Below are 14,844 nucleotides of genomic sequence, written 5' to 3' on the forward strand. Positions count from 1 at the left end.
CCCGGGCGGGGCCGTGCCCTGCCGGACGTCAAGGCCATGGTGTGCCGGAAGTCCCGGCGGTCACGACTTCTGCTGCTCCTGACGCGGCCTCCCGCCCGGCCCGTCGCGCGCCGCGGGCGGGGTGTCCCAGGTGCCGTGCACCGACGGCGCCCGGGCCAGTCCCACGCTGCCGAGGCCGATCAGCGCCACCCCGATCAGCTCGGGCAGCACCCGCACCCCGAGGGCGATCTCCTCACCGAACAGTGCCCAGCCGAGGCCGACGCTGGTCAGCGCGTCCCCGAGGGTGAGCGCGGGCTGCGACGCGGCGAGGGTCCCCGCGCGCAGGGCGCTCTGCAGGAGCAGGAAACTGATCACGCCGACGGCCCCGGTGGCGTACAGCGGCCACTGCGTCAGCACGGCCCCCACCCCCTGCGGGAACCGCCCGGTGACCTCCTTCAGCAGTGCCGCCGTGCCGCCGAACGCCACCGCGGACGCCGACCCGAACAGGGCGGCACGGGGCGCTCCGTGCACCACGCGGCCGACGACGGCGAAGCCGGTCACCACGGCGAACAGTGCCAGGAGCGCCCAGGGCCAGCGGCCGGGGGTCGCCGTGTCGTGCCCGGCCGACGGGGACGCGGCGCCCAGGAACAGCGCCAGTCCCACCGCCAGCGCCACGAACGCCAGCCAGGTCCGCACATCGGGCCGCCGGTGGAAGATCACGCTGCCGACGACCAGGGTGAACAGCAGCTCGGTCGCCATCAGCGGCTGGACGACGGCCAGGCTGCCCACCGCCAGCGCGGCCGCCTGCAGCACCGTCGTCAGGGCGAGCAGCGCCGCGCCGCCCACCCAGTACGGGTCGCGGACCAGCCGCAGCAGTGAGCGCACCACCGTGTGGACGGCACCCGCCCGGTCCTCGTCCTGCGCGGCGGCCCGGCGCTGCAGCACCGACGCCGCAGCGTTGGACAGCGCCGCGAACAGGGCGAGGACGACGGTGAGGACACTCACCGCGGGGGGCTCCCGCTCATCCGAACCGGGAGGCCATCCGTCGGTACAGTCCGGGCGCCGCGCCCCGCACCCGGCACGGCAACCGCAGCCAGCCGGGCACGTACACCTCGTCCCGGCCACGGGCCACCGCGCGGCACACCGCCTCGGCGACCCGCTCCGGCGACACCGGCCGCGGCCTGGACCGCCGGTAGGGCGCACCGCGGCGTTCGAAGAAGGGCGTGTCGACGACACCGGGCACCACATGGGTCACCCCGACCCCCGTGCCCCGCACCTCGTACCGCAGGGCGTCGGCGAAGGCGCCCAGCGCGGCCTTGGCGGCGGAGTACACGGCCTCGTCGCGCACGCCGACGCAGCCGGCCAGCGATCCGACGAGCACCACCCGCCCCGAGCCCGCCTCGATCATGCCCGGCAGCAGCAGCCGCACCAGTCGCAGCGTGGCCAGGACGTCGATGTCGAAGACCTCGTCGATGGCGTGCGGCGGCATGTCGCGGAATTCGCCGGCCCAGCCGATCCCGGCCCCGGCCACCAGGAGGTCCACACGACCCGTCGTGGCCAGGGCGAAGTCGGTGAGCTGCCGGTCGGTGCCCGGCAGGGTGAGGTCGGCGGCGAAGGCGGTGGCCGATGCGGCGTCCGCCACCTCGCGGAGCCGGGCCGGGTCGCGCCCGCTGAGCACCAGCCGCCAGCCGCCCTCGTCGGCCAGCCGCCGGGCGACGGCCGCGCCGATGCCGGAGGAGGCCCCGGTCACGAGCGCCGTGCGCGTCCGCGTGCCCCGCTCGCCGGCCGGCGGCCGGGGCTTCGCGTGGCCCGCGTCGGGTGCGGCGAGCCGCGCTCCGGGGGCGGACCGGGTGCGGGAGAACGCGTCGACCATGGGGACCACCTTGGCTCGGGGCGGACTCCGGTGGGCGAACCGACCGGCTGGTCGGGCCCCCGGGTGTCCGGCCGGACGGGCGGTCTCGGAGTATCCCTGGCGGAAGGTCCGAAACGCCCGCGTGTGTCGCGGTTTAGGGCCCATCGGGCGGGCAACTTGAACCGCCGTGCATCCTCCCAGCTCATTCGCGTCCCGCCGGACCGCGTCCCCGGCCGCTCCCCAGGACACCAGACGTCTGCTGGTGATCAGCGCGAGCATGGGCGCCGGGCACGACACGGTCGCCGCCGAACTGGCCCGCCGGACCCGTGAACGCGGTGGCGAGGCCCTGGTCGTCGACGTCCTCGCGCTCCTGCCGTACGGCCTGGGCAGCGCCCTGCGGGTCTTCTACCGCGGGTCGGTGCGGCACTTCCCCTGGGCGTACGCCGCCCTGTACCGCCTCTTCCTGCGCCCCGGCGGCGGCCGCCGGCCCAGTGGGACGCCCCTGGCCCGGCTCGCCGGCGCCCGGCTGCGGGAGCTGGTCGACCGCACGGGAGTGGACGTGGTGGTCCCCGTCTTCCACCTCGGTGCCCAGCTGACCGGCCACCTGCGCGCCCGTGGCCTGCTGCCCGTGCCCAGTGTCGTGCTGGTGATCGACTTCGTCGTCCACCGGCAGTGGCTCCATCCCGGCAACGACCACTGTCTGTGCCTCACGGAGGACGCGGCGCGGGAGGCGCGGAGGAGCACCGGCGCGCCCGCCGGGACCTGCGGCCCCGTGGTGGCGCCCGAGTTCTTCCCCGACGGGCCCGGAGCGGACGAGTGGCGCCGGCGGTTCGGCCGGCACGGCCCCGGGCGGCCGGCCGTCGTGCTGTCCGCCGGTGCCTGGGGGGTCGGCTCACGCCTGGGTGCCACCGTCCGGCTGCTGGCCGAACACGGCTTCCTCCCCGTCGTGCTCTGCGGGGACAACGCGCGACTGCGCCGTGAGCTGTCCGGCGTGCCGGGCGTGGTCGCCCTCGGCTGGGTGACGGACATGCCCGGCCTGCTGCACGCCGCCCACGCGCTGGTCGACAACGCCGCCGGCCAGACCGCCGTCCAGGCGCTCGCCGCCGGACTGCCGGTCGTGGCGCACCGGCCGATCCCCGGCCACGGGGCGGACGGCGTCCGCCGGATGGCCGCGCTGGGCGTGTCCGAGGTGGCCGAGGACGACGCCGCGCTGCTTCGGGCGCTGCGCCGGCTCACCGCCCCGGGCCCGGCGCGCCGGGAGCGGATCGCCGCCGGACGCGCGCTGTTCCGGGGCGACGCCGTGACCCGCGTGACCGACGTCGCCGACGCGGTGCGCGCACGCCGGTGAGCCGGGACCGGGCAGCGGCGGCCGTCCGGTGGGCCGGCGCCCGTTTCCCCCGCCCCGGCCGGGGGCACCCGGGCCCGGCCGGAAACCGGCGGAAGGAGGCGACGCCGTGCGGCTCGACGAGTTCCTGACCCGGGTCCGTGACCGCGGGGAGTACCACAGCGAGGAGGAGGCCCAGCAGGTCACCACGGCCGTGCTGTGGGTGATCGCCTCCCGGATCGCGCCGGAGGAGGCCGTGGCCCTGGCCGCGCACCTGCCGGCGCCCCTCGACGACGCGCTGCGCCTGGAACGGGGACGCCCCGAGTCCTTCGGCCGCGCGGAGTTCCTGCGGCGCGTGGCCCAGCAGACCGGCGCCCGGCCGCGCACCGCGGAGTGGGACGCGGGCGCGGTGCTCTCCACCCTCGCCGAGGCCGTACCCGGCGAACGCGCCGACGGCCTCCGCGGCGCGCTGCCGGCCGACTGCGCCGATCTCTTCGGAAGGCCCGCCACGGGCTGACGGGGAGCCACCGGCCAGGCCGTGAGCGACGCGACGAGCCCTCGCGTTGCCCGCGGCCGGAACAGGGCACTCGACCCCCGGTCGACGAGGCGGCCCCCGGTGCGTCGCCCGAGAGGAAGGCATTCATGACGGACGGTGAGCAGCGCTACGGCGCCGAGGACGACACCCCCCTCGCGGGTTACGCGGCGCTCGCGACGACCTTCGCGGCCGCTGTCGGAACGCTGGCCGCCGTGGCGTGGCGCCGTGGGGTCCGACTGCCCGACACCGTCCCGCCCTGGGACGTGGCCCTGCTGGGGACGGCGACGTTCAAGGCGTCCCGGCTGCTGACCAAGGACAAGGTCACGAGCTTCGTGCGGGCGCCGTTCACCCGCCGCGAGCGCGAGGGCGAGGCCGCCGAGGTGATGGACGCTCCGCGCGGCGGGGGGCTGCGCCGCGCCGTCGGCGACCTGGTGTCCTGCCCGTTCTGCACTTCGGCCTGGGTGGCCGGCGGGCTGGTCGGCACCTACGCGGTGGCACCCCGGACCGGCCGCATGCTGAGCGCGGGGCTGAGCGCCGTCGCGCTGTCGGACTGGCTGCAGTACGCGTGGAGCCTGACGGAGCAGAAGGCCGAGGGCTGAGCCGGGGCCCGCGCGCCGAGACGTCAGCCGCGCTCGGCGCGCTCGGCCCGTTCGGCGTGGAGCTGCTTCACGCGGGCGGCCTCCTTGCGGACGTCGGCCTGGACGGCCTGCTCCCGCTCCAGCCACTCGGGACGCTCCTGCTTCAGCGCGTCGATCTGCGCCGTGGTCAGCGGTTCGTCCACCCCGCCGCGGCGCAGGCCCGCGATGGACACGCCCAGCTTGGCCGCCACCACCGGCCGCGGGTGCGGCCCCTCGCGCCGCAGGTCGCGCAGCCACGCCGGCGGATCGGCCTGCAGCGCGTTCAGCTCGGCGCGCGTGACGACGCCCTCCCGGAACTCGGCGGGTGTGGCCTCGAGGTACACACCCAGCTTCTTGGCCGCGGTCGCGGGCTTCATGGTCTGGGTGTTCTGGTGCGACGTCATGATGTCAAGGGTATCGAGCGTGTGAGCGGCTCCCGACCACGCCCGGTAACCTGGCCGCGTGACAGGCTCGGAAGAACCCCCCTCGTTCCGGCTCGCGTACGTTCCGGGGGTGACGCCCGACAAATGGGTGCGCATCTGGAACGAGCGGCTGCCGGACGTCCCCCTCGCCCTGACCCAGGTCTCCGCCGCCGAGGCGGGCGGGGTGCTGCTGGGCGCCGGCGCGGACGCCGGACTGGTGCGGCTGCCCGTCGACCGGAGCGTCCTCAGCGCGATCCCCCTCTACACCGAGACCACGGTCGTGGTGATCCCCAAGGACCACCTGGTGACCGCGGCCGACGAGGTGACCGTCGAGGACCTCGCCGACGAGATCGTCCTGCACCCCCTCGACGACGTGCTCGGCTGGGAGCGGCCGCCCGGCCGGCCCGCGCTCGAGCGCCCGGCCACCACCGCGGACGCCGTCGAACTGGTGGCCGCCGGCATCGGCGTCCTCGTCGTCCCCCTGTCGCTGGCCCGCCTGCACCACCGCAAGGACCTCACGTACCGGACGGTCACCGACGCCCCCGGATCGGGCGTGGCGCTGTCGTGGCCCGAGGACGCGCACACCGACCTGGTGGAGGAGTTCATCGGGATCGTCAGGGGCAGGACCGTCAACAGCACCCGGGGCAGGCGTCCCGCCCCGGCACAGCCGAAGGACGAGCGCACCGGTACGGCGCCGGCGCGGCGCACACCGGCGGCCAGGAAGCAGGCCGGCGGGAAGCAGGCCGGTGCGCGGCGCGGCTCCGGCGGCAGCACCAAGGGCGGGCGACGGGGCAGGCCCCGCGGGCGGTGAGCCGCGCCGCGGCGCCCGTCCGCCTCAGCGGACCGTCGGAGCGGGCGTCGGAGCCGTCGTGTCGACGTCCAGCCCGGGCGGCTCGGTGAGGGACAGCACGGGCTCGCCCGGCTGCGGAGCCGGCGGGGTGAGCTGGACCTTGGGCAGGCCCGGCGGCGCCGACTGCTGGAAGTTGACCTGGTCGAAGTTGACCAGACCGGTCCTCTCCAGCACGGTGATGTGATCCAGGACGGTGTCGTTGGCCTGGTCGGCGAGCTGCCGCACCAGGGAGTTCTTGGTGTTGGCGCGGATCTTCGCGATCACCGGGAAGATCTGGCCGTGCGTGATGCGCATGATGTTGACCGCGGTGGTGTCGAACTGCTTGCCCGTGGTCCCGTTCACGGTCGACACGAACTGCTGCTGCTGGGGCGACGCCAGGTTGGGCAGCGTGATGCCCAGTTCGGGAGCGATCCGGCGGCAGGTCGCGTCGAGCCGCGAGTGGCCGGCGACCAGGTGCTCGCCGGCCTCCCGCATCTCCGGTGTCGTCCCTCGTTCCATGGCCAGCAGCCCGAGCGGGTGCTCCCACAGGCCGGCGGCACGGACCTTCACCACGAAGTCCCGGTCGGCCTCGGTGAGCGGCCCGTACCGCGTCTCGGTGACGACGCGGGCCTGGTCGCTGCCCGCGTTCTGCACACCGAGCATGGCCGGGTAGGCGAGCGCGGTGAGGGTGAGGACCAGGGAACCGGCCACGAAGGCCGTCCCTGCCGTGGTGCGCGTGATGCGCATCGTGCCTCCTGGGGCGACGACAGGCTCGGACACCAGGAGATACGGACGCGGACCCGCGTCTGATCACCGTTCGGGCGGAAATCCGCACGCGCGCCGCGCAGGCCGGCGCCCCGGAGTCCGCCACCGCCGGGCTGCTGCCGTGCCAAGGCTCATTTCCGCGCCGTGCGCCCGATCGACTCCACCAGCGGCAGCAGCCGGTGCGGGACGCGTTCGCGCAGGGCGACCTCGCTGCGGGTGCGGACCACGCCGGGCAGGCTGATCAGCTTCTGGACCACGTCCTCCAGGTGCGCGTTGTCCCGGGCCACCACCCGGGTCAGCAGGTCGCCGCCGCCCGTGATGGAGAAGGCCTCGACGATCTCCGGAACGGCGGCCAGCGCCTCGCCCACGTCGTCCAGGTGGCCCTGGGTGACCTCGATGTGCACGAACGCGAGCACGGGATGGCCCAGCGCGGCGGGGGAGAGGGACGGTGCGGTGCCGGTGATCACACCGTCGCGCTCCAGGCGGTCCAGCCGGGCCTGGAGCGTCCCGCGGGCGACCCCGAGGAGGCGTGCGTACTCGCGCACGCTGGTGCGCGGCTGCTCCAGCAGCAGCCGCAGGATGCGGGTGTCGAGTTCGTCGACGGCCATGAGGTCCTGTTCCTCCCGTCGGCCAATGGCTCTTCGATGGCCGGATGAATGCCCTGTCGACTGTACCAATGGCCCAGTGTCCGGAGTGGCAGTTGAGCCACTGGTGGGAGGGATGCTGATATGGAGGGGTCGATGGCGCTGCGGATCCCGCGGCGCCTTTTTCATGCCGATGGTGTCCGGGCCAGTGTGCGAGGGGGCGGTAGTCAGTGCTGAAGAGGGTGTTCGTGAGCCCGGACCCGGGGCGGGCGCGGCTGCGCTTCGCCGCGCGGGCCGTCGTCGGCATCGGTCTGGCCGTCGCCGTCTGCGGCCTGGCCGGCATCTCCCTCGTGGGCGCCGTCATCGGCGGGCTCGCCGCGCTGCTCGCGCTGTTCACGGTCGCCGACGCCACCGTGCGCGGCCAGGCGGCCACCACCGCGCTGCTCCCGGTGGCGGGACTGCCCGTGCTGACCGCCGCGGCCGGACTGCACGGCCATCCCGTGGCCCGCGACCTCGCCTTCCTCGCCGTGGTCGGCGCGGGCGTGTACGCCCGGCGCTGGGGTCCGCGCGGGCACAGCCTCGGCGTGTTCGCGTTCATGACCTTCTTCATCGCGCAGTTCCTGCACGCGACCACGGACCGGCTGCCCGAGATGTACGCCGCCGTCCTGCTGTCGGTGGCCACCGCCGCTGCGGTCCGCTTCGGCCTGTGGTGCTACGAGCGTCGCCGGCCCCCGGCCGCCGTGCCCGCTCCGCCCGCCGGTACCGGACTCGCCCGCATCACCACCCGCCAGGCCGTCCAGGCCACCGTCGGCGCGGGCTTCGCGCTGGTCGTCGGCCAGCTGGTGTCCGGCGACCGCTGGTACTGGGCCGTCGGCGCCACCTGGTGGGTCTTCGTCAACACCACCTCGCGCGGCGAGACCCTCGTCCGCGGCTTCCGGCGGGTGCTCGGCACGGTCGTCGGCATCGGCCTCGGCTTCCTGATCGCCGTTCCCGTCGCCGGGTCCGCGGTGCCCACGGCCGTGCTGGCCGGCGTCTGCGTCTTCGGCATCTTCTACACCGCCGCGGTGTCCTACACCTGGATGATGCTCTGCGTGACGGTGCTCGCCGAGCTGCTCTACGGCCTTCTCGGCGTCCTCAGCCCCGGGCTGCTCGCCCTGCGGATCACCGAGACCGGCGTCGGCGCGCTCGGTGCCGTGCTCGCCGTGCTCTTCGTCCTGCCGGTCACCACCCACGCCGTCACCGACGCCTGGATCCAGCGCGCCCTGCGCTGCGTCCACGCCTGCACCGCCGAGGCCGCCGCACGTCTCGCCGGCACGCAGGGTGCCGATCCGGCGCCGCGCGTGGCCGAACTGGAGCAGCTGCTCGGCCGGGTCCGGCTCTCGCTCGCCCCGCTCGTGCATCCGCTCAACCCCATGCGCGGCCGCAAGCGCCGTGCCCGGCGCGTGCTCGCCCTGCTCGACGACTGCGCCCGGGAGATCCGCGGCCTGGTCGCCGTCGCCGCCGACCCGGAGGCCTCGCACGACGCCCGCCTGGCCGCCGCCTGCTGGCGCGTCGAGACCGCGGTCGAGGCGCTCACCGGCGGCGGAGCCGTCCCCGCCCACCAGGAACGGCCGCTCGCCGCCGAGCCGGCGCTGGCCCACCTCCACGGCCTGGAACGGGCCCTGGCCGAACTCGCCGCGCCCCTGCGCAGCCCGTCCGGCTCACCGCTGGTCGGCGCCTGACCCCGCGAGACCCCACCTCGTCCGTTTGGTCTAGACCGCACGTGATCGACTGCTACCGTCGCTCCGGGGCGGACGATCGGTCGGCACCCGACGCGGTGCCCGACGGGGCACGGGACGAGAGGGGTCAGCGGTGGCGGACGGCGGCAGGCGGCAGCGGCGGGCGTTCATCGGATCGTTCACGGCGGCCGGCGGCCCCGGGATCGTGACGGCGGCCGTCACCCCCGGCGAGGGCACGCTGACGCTCCTGAACAGCGTGAACGGCGTTCCCGACCCCTCCTACCTGGCCCTCGCCCCGGGCGGTGGCACCCTCTACGCCGTCAGCGAGACCGCCGAGGGGGCCGTGGCCGCGTACCGCGTCACCGGGGACAAGCCCGAGCCGGCCGGGCGGCCGGTTCCGGTCGGGGGCGACGGACCCACCCACCTCAGCCTCTTCGCCGGCCACGTCCTGACCGCCAACTACGGCTCCGGCAGCGTCACCGCCGTACCGGTGCGCTCCGACGGCACCCTCGCCCGGTCCGCGTCCGGCGTGCTCCGGCACACCGGCTCGGGCCCGCACACCCAGCGCCAGCAGGGCCCGCACGCGCACCAGGTGCAGCCCGACCCCAGCGGACGGTGGGCCGTCAGCGTGGACCTCGGCACCGACTCGGTGCGGGTCTGCACCCTGACGGACGGCGCCCTCGCCGTGCACCGGGAGATCGCGCTGCGCCCCGGCTCGGGGCCCCGGCACCTGGCCTTCCACCCGGACGGCACCCACGCCTACGTGGCCAACGAACTCGCCCCGACCGTCACCGTCTGCCGCTGGGACGCCGCCGAGGGCACGCTGCGGCCGCTCGCCGAGGTGCCGGCACTGTCCGGCACCCCGGCGGGTGACGCCTATCCGTCGGGCCTTGTCGTCTCGCCCGACGGCCGCTTCGTGTGGACCGCGACCCGCGGGGAGGACGTGCTGTCCGTCTTCGCCGTCGAACCCGACGCGCTCCGGCTGACCGGCACCGTCCCCTGCGGCGGCCACTGGCCGCGGGAGATCACGGTCTCGGACGGCTTCCTCTACGCGGCCAACGAGCGCTCCGGCGACGTCACCTGGTTCGCGCTCGACCCGGCGACGGGAACGCCCCGCCGCGCCGGCGCGCTCGCGGTGCCGGCGGCGTCCTGCGTCGTCTTCGGCTGACGTTCCGCCGCCGGGCACGGCGAAGGGCCCGCTCCCGTACCGGAGCGGGCCCTTTCGGCCGTACGTGCCGTGGTCCTGCGGGCGCCGGGCGCCTCAGCGGACCGGCGTGCCCTGCGGCTGCTGCGGCGAGATGCCCAGCGCCGTGGTGTACTTCGCGAGCGTCAGCTTGCCGATCGCCGGGTAGGGGCCGAGCGGCTCGGCGGTGGGGCAGTCCGCCTCCCTGGCCGCCTCCTCCAGCAGGGCCGCGTCGATCTCCGGGCCGATCAGGTACGGCGCCAGCGCGAGCTGCTGCGAGCCCGAGGAACGCAGCTGCTCGGCCACGGACGCGATCGAGCCCTCCTGGTCCAGCGCCGCCGCCATCACCGGCACGGCGAGGCGCGCGGCCAGCAGCATGCCCGTGATGCCGGCCGCCTGCACGGCCTCGTCACCGCCGACGGACGCCAGGATGATGCCGTCCGCGGCGGTCGCGACGGTGAACAGGCGGGCCCGGTCGGCGCGGGCGAGACCGGCCTCGGAGAGCCGCACGTGCAGCGCCTCGGCCAGCAGCGGGTGCGGGCCGAGCACGTCGGTCAGCTCGGCCGCGATCCGGCTGTCCATGACGGCCTGCCGGATCCGGCGCAGCAGCGCGCCGTCCGGGCCGGCGAGCAGCGGCACGACGACGGCGACGGGACCCTCGGGCTCCCGCACCTCGAGGCCGGCCGCGCGTGCCTGCTCGTAGCGGGCCGTGCGCTCCTCGGCGGCCCGTACCAGCACGGTCGACAGCGACAGGTACTCCTCGTCGTCACCGTCGAGGTGTCCGATGCGGGCGTCGATGCCGGGGAGCTCGGAGCGGGCGATGCTCACGATCTCCTCGGCGAGGCCCCGGGTGGCGCTACTGGGCGTGCCCGGCACCGCGAGGACGAGCGCGGGCGCGCCCTCGGGAGCGACCAGGGGCTCGGGTCGGCGGTGCCGCCCGGGCTGGCGGGGGCGCGGCATTCGTACTGGCAGGCCGGACGCGGGCCCAGTGGGGGAGCTCATGGCGCCGCATGTTACTGGTTTCCTGGGTTTCCCTGTTCGGGGAGGGTGCAGGTGAGCGGTATCCGTCCGGTTTTGTCTGATGAGTGATGTACGGATCGGACGACATCGGTACGATTCCCCTCGCCGAGGGGCGGTTGTCAGCCGCCCGGCACCGTCGTCACGAACAGCGTGTCCTTCTCACCCCAAAGGGTGAGGAAACCGGCCGCCGCCCCGGTCGCGGGACGCACGTCGGGGAGGGAAAGCGGCGCCCGGTGAAGCGGCGGGCACCGGAGGCCGGTCCGCCGGTACGGACTGTCGGTGTCGGCCAGTAGAGTGACGCAGCGTGGCACCACGACCGTTGCATGAACTTGTCGAAGCCGGCTGGGCGAAGGCCCTGGACCCGGTCGCCGGACGTATCGCGGGCATGGGCGACTTCCTGCGCGCGGAGGTCGCCGCCGGCCGGACGTATCTCCCCTCGGGGGCGAACGTCCTGCGGGCCTTCCAGCAGCCCTTCGACGACGTACGGGTCCTGATCGTCGGTCAGGACCCCTACCCCACACCGGGAATGGCGATCGGGCTGAGCTTCGCGGTCTCGCCCGACGTGCGGTCACTGCCGGGCAGCCTGGAGAACATCTACCGGGAGATGCACACGGACCTGGGCCTGCCCCGGCCCTCCAACGGCGATCTGACCCCGTGGACCCGCCAGGGAGTGCTGCTGCTGAACCGGGCGCTGACCACGGCCCCGCGCAAGCCGGGAGCCCACCGCGGCAAGGGCTGGGAAGAGGTCACGGAGCAGGCCATCCGGGCCCTCGCCGCGCGCGGCAAGCCGCTGGTGTCCGTCCTGTGGGGACGCGACGCGCGCAACCTGCGCCCCCTGCTCGACGGGTATCCGGCGATCGAGTCGGCACATCCCTCGCCGATGTCCGCGGACCGGGGGTTCTTCGGCTCGCGTCCCTTCAGCCGGGCCAACGAGCTCCTGGCGCGGCAGGGAGCCGAGCCGGTGGACTGGCGACTGCCGTAGGAAGCGGCGGGACGTACCGGCGCCGTTCCGCCACCGCGGGACGACGCCGGTACGCAGGCCGGCCGGGCCGGCCGGTCACCCGACCACCGCGGCCCGGACGCACAGCACGTCCGGCAGGTGGGAGGCCAGCTGCCGCCAGCTGTCACCGTCGTCGGCCGAGGCGAACACCTCGCCGTTGCGGTTGCCGAAGTACACACCGGCCTGCTCCGCGTCGTCGGTGCTCATCGCGTCGCGCAGCACCGTGCCGTAGTGGTCCTCCTGCGGCAGACCCGCCGTCAGCGGCTCCCAGCTCTTGCCCGCGTCGGCCGTGCGGAACACCCGGCAGCGCCGGTCGGCCGGGACCCGGTCCGCGTCGGCGTTGATCGGGAACACGTACGCCGTGTCACCGCGGTGCGGGTGGGCGGCCACCGCGAAACCGAACGTGGACGGCAGCCCCTCGCCGATGTCCGTCCAGTGGGCGCCCGCGTCGTCGCTCCGGTACACCCCCCAGTGGTTCTGCAGGTAGAGCCGGTCCGGGGTGGCGGCGTCCCGCGCGACCTTGTGCACGCACTGGCCGAACTCCGGGTCCGGGTCCGGCAGGAACACCGCGGAGACGCCCGAGTTGGACGGCGCCCAGCTCGCGCCGCCGTCGGTGGTGCGGAAGACGCCCGCGGTCGAGACGGCGACCGTCACCGCCCGCGCGTCCCGCCGGTCGGTGAGCACGGTGTGCAGTCCCTCACCGCCGCCGCCCGGCACCCACCGCGACCGCGTGGGATGCTCCCACAGGGGGCGGACCAGCTCGAAACTCTCCCCGCGGTCCTCCGAGCGGTACAGCGCCGCCGGTTCCGTGCCCGCGTAGACCACGTCCGGTTCCGCGGCTGCCGGGTGCAGCTGCCACACCCGCTCCAGCGAAGCGCCCGTGTCCTGCGGGAACTTGACGGCAGGCCGCGCCGGTTCCGTCCAGGTCCGGCCCAGGTCGTCGGAGTGGAACACCGACGGTCCCCAGTGCGCGCTGTCGCCGCCGGCCAGCAGCCGCGGGGTGTCGCCGCGGGTGTCGACGGCGACCGAGTAGACGGCCTGTGCGTTGAAGTAGGGACTCTCGTCGAACTCCCAGGTGCCACCTCGCCGGCGCCCGATGAACAGGCCCTTGCGGGTGCCCACGGCGAGCAGTACCTCGGTCATGCCGATCACCTCCGCGACGTCGTCGACGCCTTTGTCTCGGACACCGGCCAGTCTGCACCCCACCACTGACAGTCACCTCTCCAAAGGTCTCCGTCGCAGGTCACAGCGGGGGTGTCGGATCCGGCGGGAGGCGGGGCCGCCCGTCGCTCAGTCCGCGCCCGGCAGCGCCCGTGCCAGGATGCCGCCGAGGTCGGCCCCGTCCGGCAGCGTGCCGAACGCGTGTCCCCAGTCGCCGCCCAGCCGGCTCGCGCAGAAGGCGTCGGCGACGGCCGGCGGGGCGTGCCGGACCAGGAGGGACGCCTGGAGGGTGAGGGCCATCAGCTCCACCAGGCGGCGTGCTCCGGTCTCGGACGCCGTGGTCAGCCCCGTCTCCAGCCGGGCCACGGCCGCGTCCAGCCGGGCGTCCGCGCCGCGCGCGAGGGCCAGCTCCCCGAAGAGGGCGTGCGCGGTCCGGGGCGAGCGGCCGAGCGCCCGCAGGACGTCGAGGGCGTTCACGTTCCCCGAGCCCTCCCAGATCGACAGCAGCGGCGCCTCCCGGTAGTGGCGGGGCATGCCGGACTCCTCCACGTAGCCGTTGCCGCCCAGGCACTCCAGGGCCTCCGCGGTGAACGCCGGCCCCCGCTTGGTCACCCAGTACTTGCCGACGGCGGTGGCGATCCGCCGGAAGGCCGCCTCCCCGGCGTCCCCGCGCGCCGCCCGGTCCGCGGCGCCGGCCAGCCGCAGGGTGAGCGTCGTCGCGGCCTCCGACTCCAGCGCCAGGTCGGCCAGGACGTTGCGCATCAGCGGCTGGTCGATCAGCCGGGCGCCGAACGCGCTGCGGTGCCGCACGTGGTGACCGGCCTCGACGAGCGTCTTGCGCATGAGCGTCGCCGACGCCATCACACAGTCGAGCCGGGTGCAGTTGACCATCTCGATGATCGTCTTGACGCCCTGTCCCTCGGGCCCCACCAGCCAGGCGACCGTCCCGTCGAACTCGGGCTCCGAGGAGGCGTTGGACCGGTTGCCGAGCTTGTCCTTCAGCCGCTGGATGCGGAAGGTGTTGCGGGTGCCGTCGGGCAGGACCCGCGGCACCAGGAAGCAGGAGAGCCCGCCCGGCGCCTGGGCCAGCACCAGGAACACGTCGCACATCGGAGCCGACGTGAACCACTTGTGCCCGCGCAGCGCGTAGACGCCTGGTTCGGCGGTCGGGGTGGCCGCGGTGGTGTTGGTCCGGACGTCCGAACCGCCCTGCTTCTCGGTCATCCCCATGCCGGCCAGCAGCCCCCGCTTCTCCGTGGGCGTGCGCAGTCCCGGGTCGTACTCCCGGCTGGTCAGCAGCGGCTCGTAGACCTTCGCGAGCTCCGGCTGCCGGCGCAGCGCCGGGACGGCCGCGTACGTCATCGACGTCGGACAACCGTGCCCCGCCTCCGTGTGCCCCCAGACGAGTCCGCCCGCGGTCCGCGCGACATGGGCGCCCGGCCGGTCGTCCGCCCAGGGCGAGGCGGCCAGACCCTCGCCGACCGCCACGCTCATCAGGTGGTGCCAGCTCGGGTGGTACTCGACCTCGTCGATCCTCTTCCCGTACCGGTCGTGGGTGCGCAGCACGGGCTCGTGGCGGTTGGCCAGCTCGCCCCACTCCTGCGCCTGGGCACTGCCTGCCCGCAGGCCGAGCCGCCGCAGCCCCTCCTCGGCCCACCCCGCGCCCTCCCGCCGCAGCCCCTCCAGCAGGGACGCGTCGTCGGCGGCGTCGTACGGGGCCGGGGGAGGGGGCTGGTTGGTGACGTCGTGCGTGGCGTACCCCCCGGGCCGGTCCACGGTCGCCTCGTCCTCGTCCCGCTCCTGCGCGCGTGTCGTCATACGGCGAGTGTTGCACCGTCCCTACAACCGCAGCAAT

15 protein-coding genes are annotated in these 14,844 nt (G+C 75.1%); 7 read left to right on the forward strand and 8 right to left on the reverse strand.

The features are described 5' to 3' along the window. Window positions 1-60 precede the first annotated feature (60 nt). Together ACGF3H_RS24320 and ACGF3H_RS24325 are read right to left on the reverse strand one after the other, a co-directional pair. Window positions 61-984, reverse strand: coding sequence for a DMT family transporter (locus tag ACGF3H_RS24320; protein ID WP_362487387.1), 924 nt, complete (start codon window positions 982-984; stop codon window positions 61-63). A 16-nt stretch (window positions 985-1,000) separates the two neighbouring features. Next, window positions 1,001-1,852, reverse strand: a complete 852-nt coding sequence (locus ACGF3H_RS24325) for an SDR family NAD(P)-dependent oxidoreductase (RefSeq protein ID WP_362487385.1) — start codon at window positions 1,850-1,852, stop codon at window positions 1,001-1,003. A 256-nt stretch (window positions 1,853-2,108) separates the two neighbouring features. Between ACGF3H_RS24325 and ACGF3H_RS24330 the strand changes: the two genes are divergently transcribed. From ACGF3H_RS24330 to ACGF3H_RS24340, 3 genes are all read left to right on the forward strand, one after another. Further along, window positions 2,109-3,179, forward strand: coding sequence for a galactosyldiacylglycerol synthase (locus ACGF3H_RS24330; RefSeq protein WP_362487864.1), 1,071 nt, complete (start codon window positions 2,109-2,111; stop codon window positions 3,177-3,179). 106 nt (window positions 3,180-3,285) lie between these two features. After that, window positions 3,286-3,672 carry a DUF2267 domain-containing protein gene (locus ACGF3H_RS24335; RefSeq protein WP_362487383.1) on the forward strand — a complete coding sequence of 129 codons (387 nt, stop codon included), beginning with the start codon at window positions 3,286-3,288 and terminating at the stop codon, window positions 3,670-3,672. Window positions 3,673-3,797: 125 nt separating this feature from the next. Further along, window positions 3,798-4,289 carry a DUF1360 domain-containing protein gene (locus tag ACGF3H_RS24340; protein WP_362487381.1) on the forward strand — a complete coding sequence of 164 codons (492 nt, stop codon included), beginning with the start codon at window positions 3,798-3,800 and terminating at the stop codon, window positions 4,287-4,289. A gap of 23 nt (window positions 4,290-4,312) precedes the next feature. Here the strand turns inward: ACGF3H_RS24340 and ACGF3H_RS24345 are convergent, their stop codons facing one another. Further along, window positions 4,313-4,711, reverse strand: coding sequence for a DUF5997 family protein (locus ACGF3H_RS24345; protein WP_362487379.1), 399 nt, complete (start codon window positions 4,709-4,711; stop codon window positions 4,313-4,315). A gap of 58 nt (window positions 4,712-4,769) precedes the next feature. Here ACGF3H_RS24345 and ACGF3H_RS24350 point away from each other — a divergent pair, with 58 nt between their 5' ends. Beyond that, on the forward strand, window positions 4,770-5,540 hold the full coding sequence (locus ACGF3H_RS24350) for a LysR substrate-binding domain-containing protein (protein WP_362487377.1): 771 nt from the start codon (window positions 4,770-4,772) through the stop codon (window positions 5,538-5,540). A 24-nt stretch (window positions 5,541-5,564) separates the two neighbouring features. Here ACGF3H_RS24350 and ACGF3H_RS24355 read toward each other — a convergent pair whose 3' ends face one another. Together ACGF3H_RS24355 and ACGF3H_RS24360 are read right to left on the reverse strand one after the other, a co-directional pair. Then, window positions 5,565-6,305 (reverse strand): DUF4142 domain-containing protein, encoded by a 741-nt coding sequence (locus tag ACGF3H_RS24355; protein ID WP_362487375.1) that lies wholly within the window; start codon window positions 6,303-6,305, stop codon window positions 5,565-5,567. Between the two features lie 149 nt (window positions 6,306-6,454). After that, window positions 6,455-6,931: an Lrp/AsnC family transcriptional regulator gene (locus ACGF3H_RS24360; RefSeq protein ID WP_189231450.1), complete on the reverse strand. Its 477-nt coding sequence runs from the start codon at window positions 6,929-6,931 to the stop codon at window positions 6,455-6,457. A 206-nt stretch (window positions 6,932-7,137) separates the two neighbouring features. On the opposite strand from ACGF3H_RS24360, the gene ACGF3H_RS24365 reads away from it, so the two are divergent. Both ACGF3H_RS24365 and ACGF3H_RS24370 read left to right on the forward strand, forming a co-directional pair. Continuing rightward, window positions 7,138-8,628 carry an FUSC family protein gene (locus tag ACGF3H_RS24365; RefSeq protein ID WP_362487372.1) on the forward strand — a complete coding sequence of 497 codons (1,491 nt, stop codon included), beginning with the start codon at window positions 7,138-7,140 and terminating at the stop codon, window positions 8,626-8,628. A gap of 130 nt (window positions 8,629-8,758) precedes the next feature. Then, entirely contained in the window at window positions 8,759-9,793 is a 1,035-nt protein-coding gene (locus tag ACGF3H_RS24370) for a lactonase family protein (RefSeq protein WP_362487370.1), read from the forward strand. Between the two features lie 93 nt (window positions 9,794-9,886). Here the strand turns inward: ACGF3H_RS24370 and ACGF3H_RS24375 are convergent, their stop codons facing one another. Further along, window positions 9,887-10,810: a hypothetical protein gene (locus ACGF3H_RS24375; protein WP_362487369.1), complete on the reverse strand. Its 924-nt coding sequence runs from the start codon at window positions 10,808-10,810 to the stop codon at window positions 9,887-9,889. A 322-nt stretch (window positions 10,811-11,132) separates the two neighbouring features. Between ACGF3H_RS24375 and ACGF3H_RS24380 the strand changes: the two genes are divergently transcribed. Continuing rightward, window positions 11,133-11,810 carry a uracil-DNA glycosylase gene (locus ACGF3H_RS24380; protein WP_362487367.1) on the forward strand — a complete coding sequence of 226 codons (678 nt, stop codon included), beginning with the start codon at window positions 11,133-11,135 and terminating at the stop codon, window positions 11,808-11,810. Between the two features lie 75 nt (window positions 11,811-11,885). Here the strand turns inward: ACGF3H_RS24380 and ACGF3H_RS24385 are convergent, their stop codons facing one another. Next, the gene (locus ACGF3H_RS24385; RefSeq protein WP_362487365.1) at window positions 11,886-13,037 is read right to left on the reverse strand and encodes an exo-alpha-sialidase; all 1,152 of its coding nucleotides are present in this window, start codon (window positions 13,035-13,037) and stop codon (window positions 11,886-11,888) included. An 81-nt stretch (window positions 13,038-13,118) separates the two neighbouring features. After that, on the reverse strand, window positions 13,119-14,807 hold the full coding sequence (locus ACGF3H_RS24390) for an acyl-CoA dehydrogenase family protein (RefSeq protein WP_362487364.1): 1,689 nt from the start codon (window positions 14,805-14,807) through the stop codon (window positions 13,119-13,121). Between the last annotated feature and the right edge of the window lie 37 nt (window positions 14,808-14,844).

Origin of the sequence: Streptomyces sp. NPDC048185 (assembly GCF_043202495.1) — a bacterium.
Classification (GTDB): domain Bacteria; phylum Actinomycetota; class Actinomycetes; order Streptomycetales; family Streptomycetaceae; genus Streptomyces.

What these genes read in the sequence shown, in the direction of transcription:
- ACGF3H_RS24325 (WP_362487385.1), bottom strand. Translation starts at nt 1,852, where the DNA reads ATGGTCGACGCGTTCTCCCGCACCCGGTCCGCCCCCGGAGCGCGGCTC.
- ACGF3H_RS24330 (WP_362487864.1), top strand. Translation starts at nt 2,109, where the DNA reads ATGGGCGCCGGGCACGACACGGTCGCCGCCGAACTGGCCCGCCGGACC.
- ACGF3H_RS24340 (WP_362487381.1), top strand. Translation starts at nt 3,798, where the DNA reads ATGACGGACGGTGAGCAGCGCTACGGCGCCGAGGACGACACCCCCCTC.
- ACGF3H_RS24345 (WP_362487379.1), bottom strand. Translation starts at nt 4,711, where the DNA reads ATGACGTCGCACCAGAACACCCAGACCATGAAGCCCGCGACCGCGGCC.
- ACGF3H_RS24355 (WP_362487375.1), bottom strand. Translation starts at nt 6,305, where the DNA reads ATGCGCATCACGCGCACCACGGCAGGGACGGCCTTCGTGGCCGGTTCC.
- ACGF3H_RS24360 (WP_189231450.1), bottom strand. Translation starts at nt 6,931, where the DNA reads ATGGCCGTCGACGAACTCGACACCCGCATCCTGCGGCTGCTGCTGGAG.
- ACGF3H_RS24375 (WP_362487369.1), bottom strand. Translation starts at nt 10,810, where the DNA reads ATGAGCTCCCCCACTGGGCCCGCGTCCGGCCTGCCAGTACGAATGCCG.
- ACGF3H_RS24390 (WP_362487364.1), bottom strand. Translation starts at nt 14,807, where the DNA reads ATGACGACACGCGCGCAGGAGCGGGACGAGGACGAGGCGACCGTGGAC.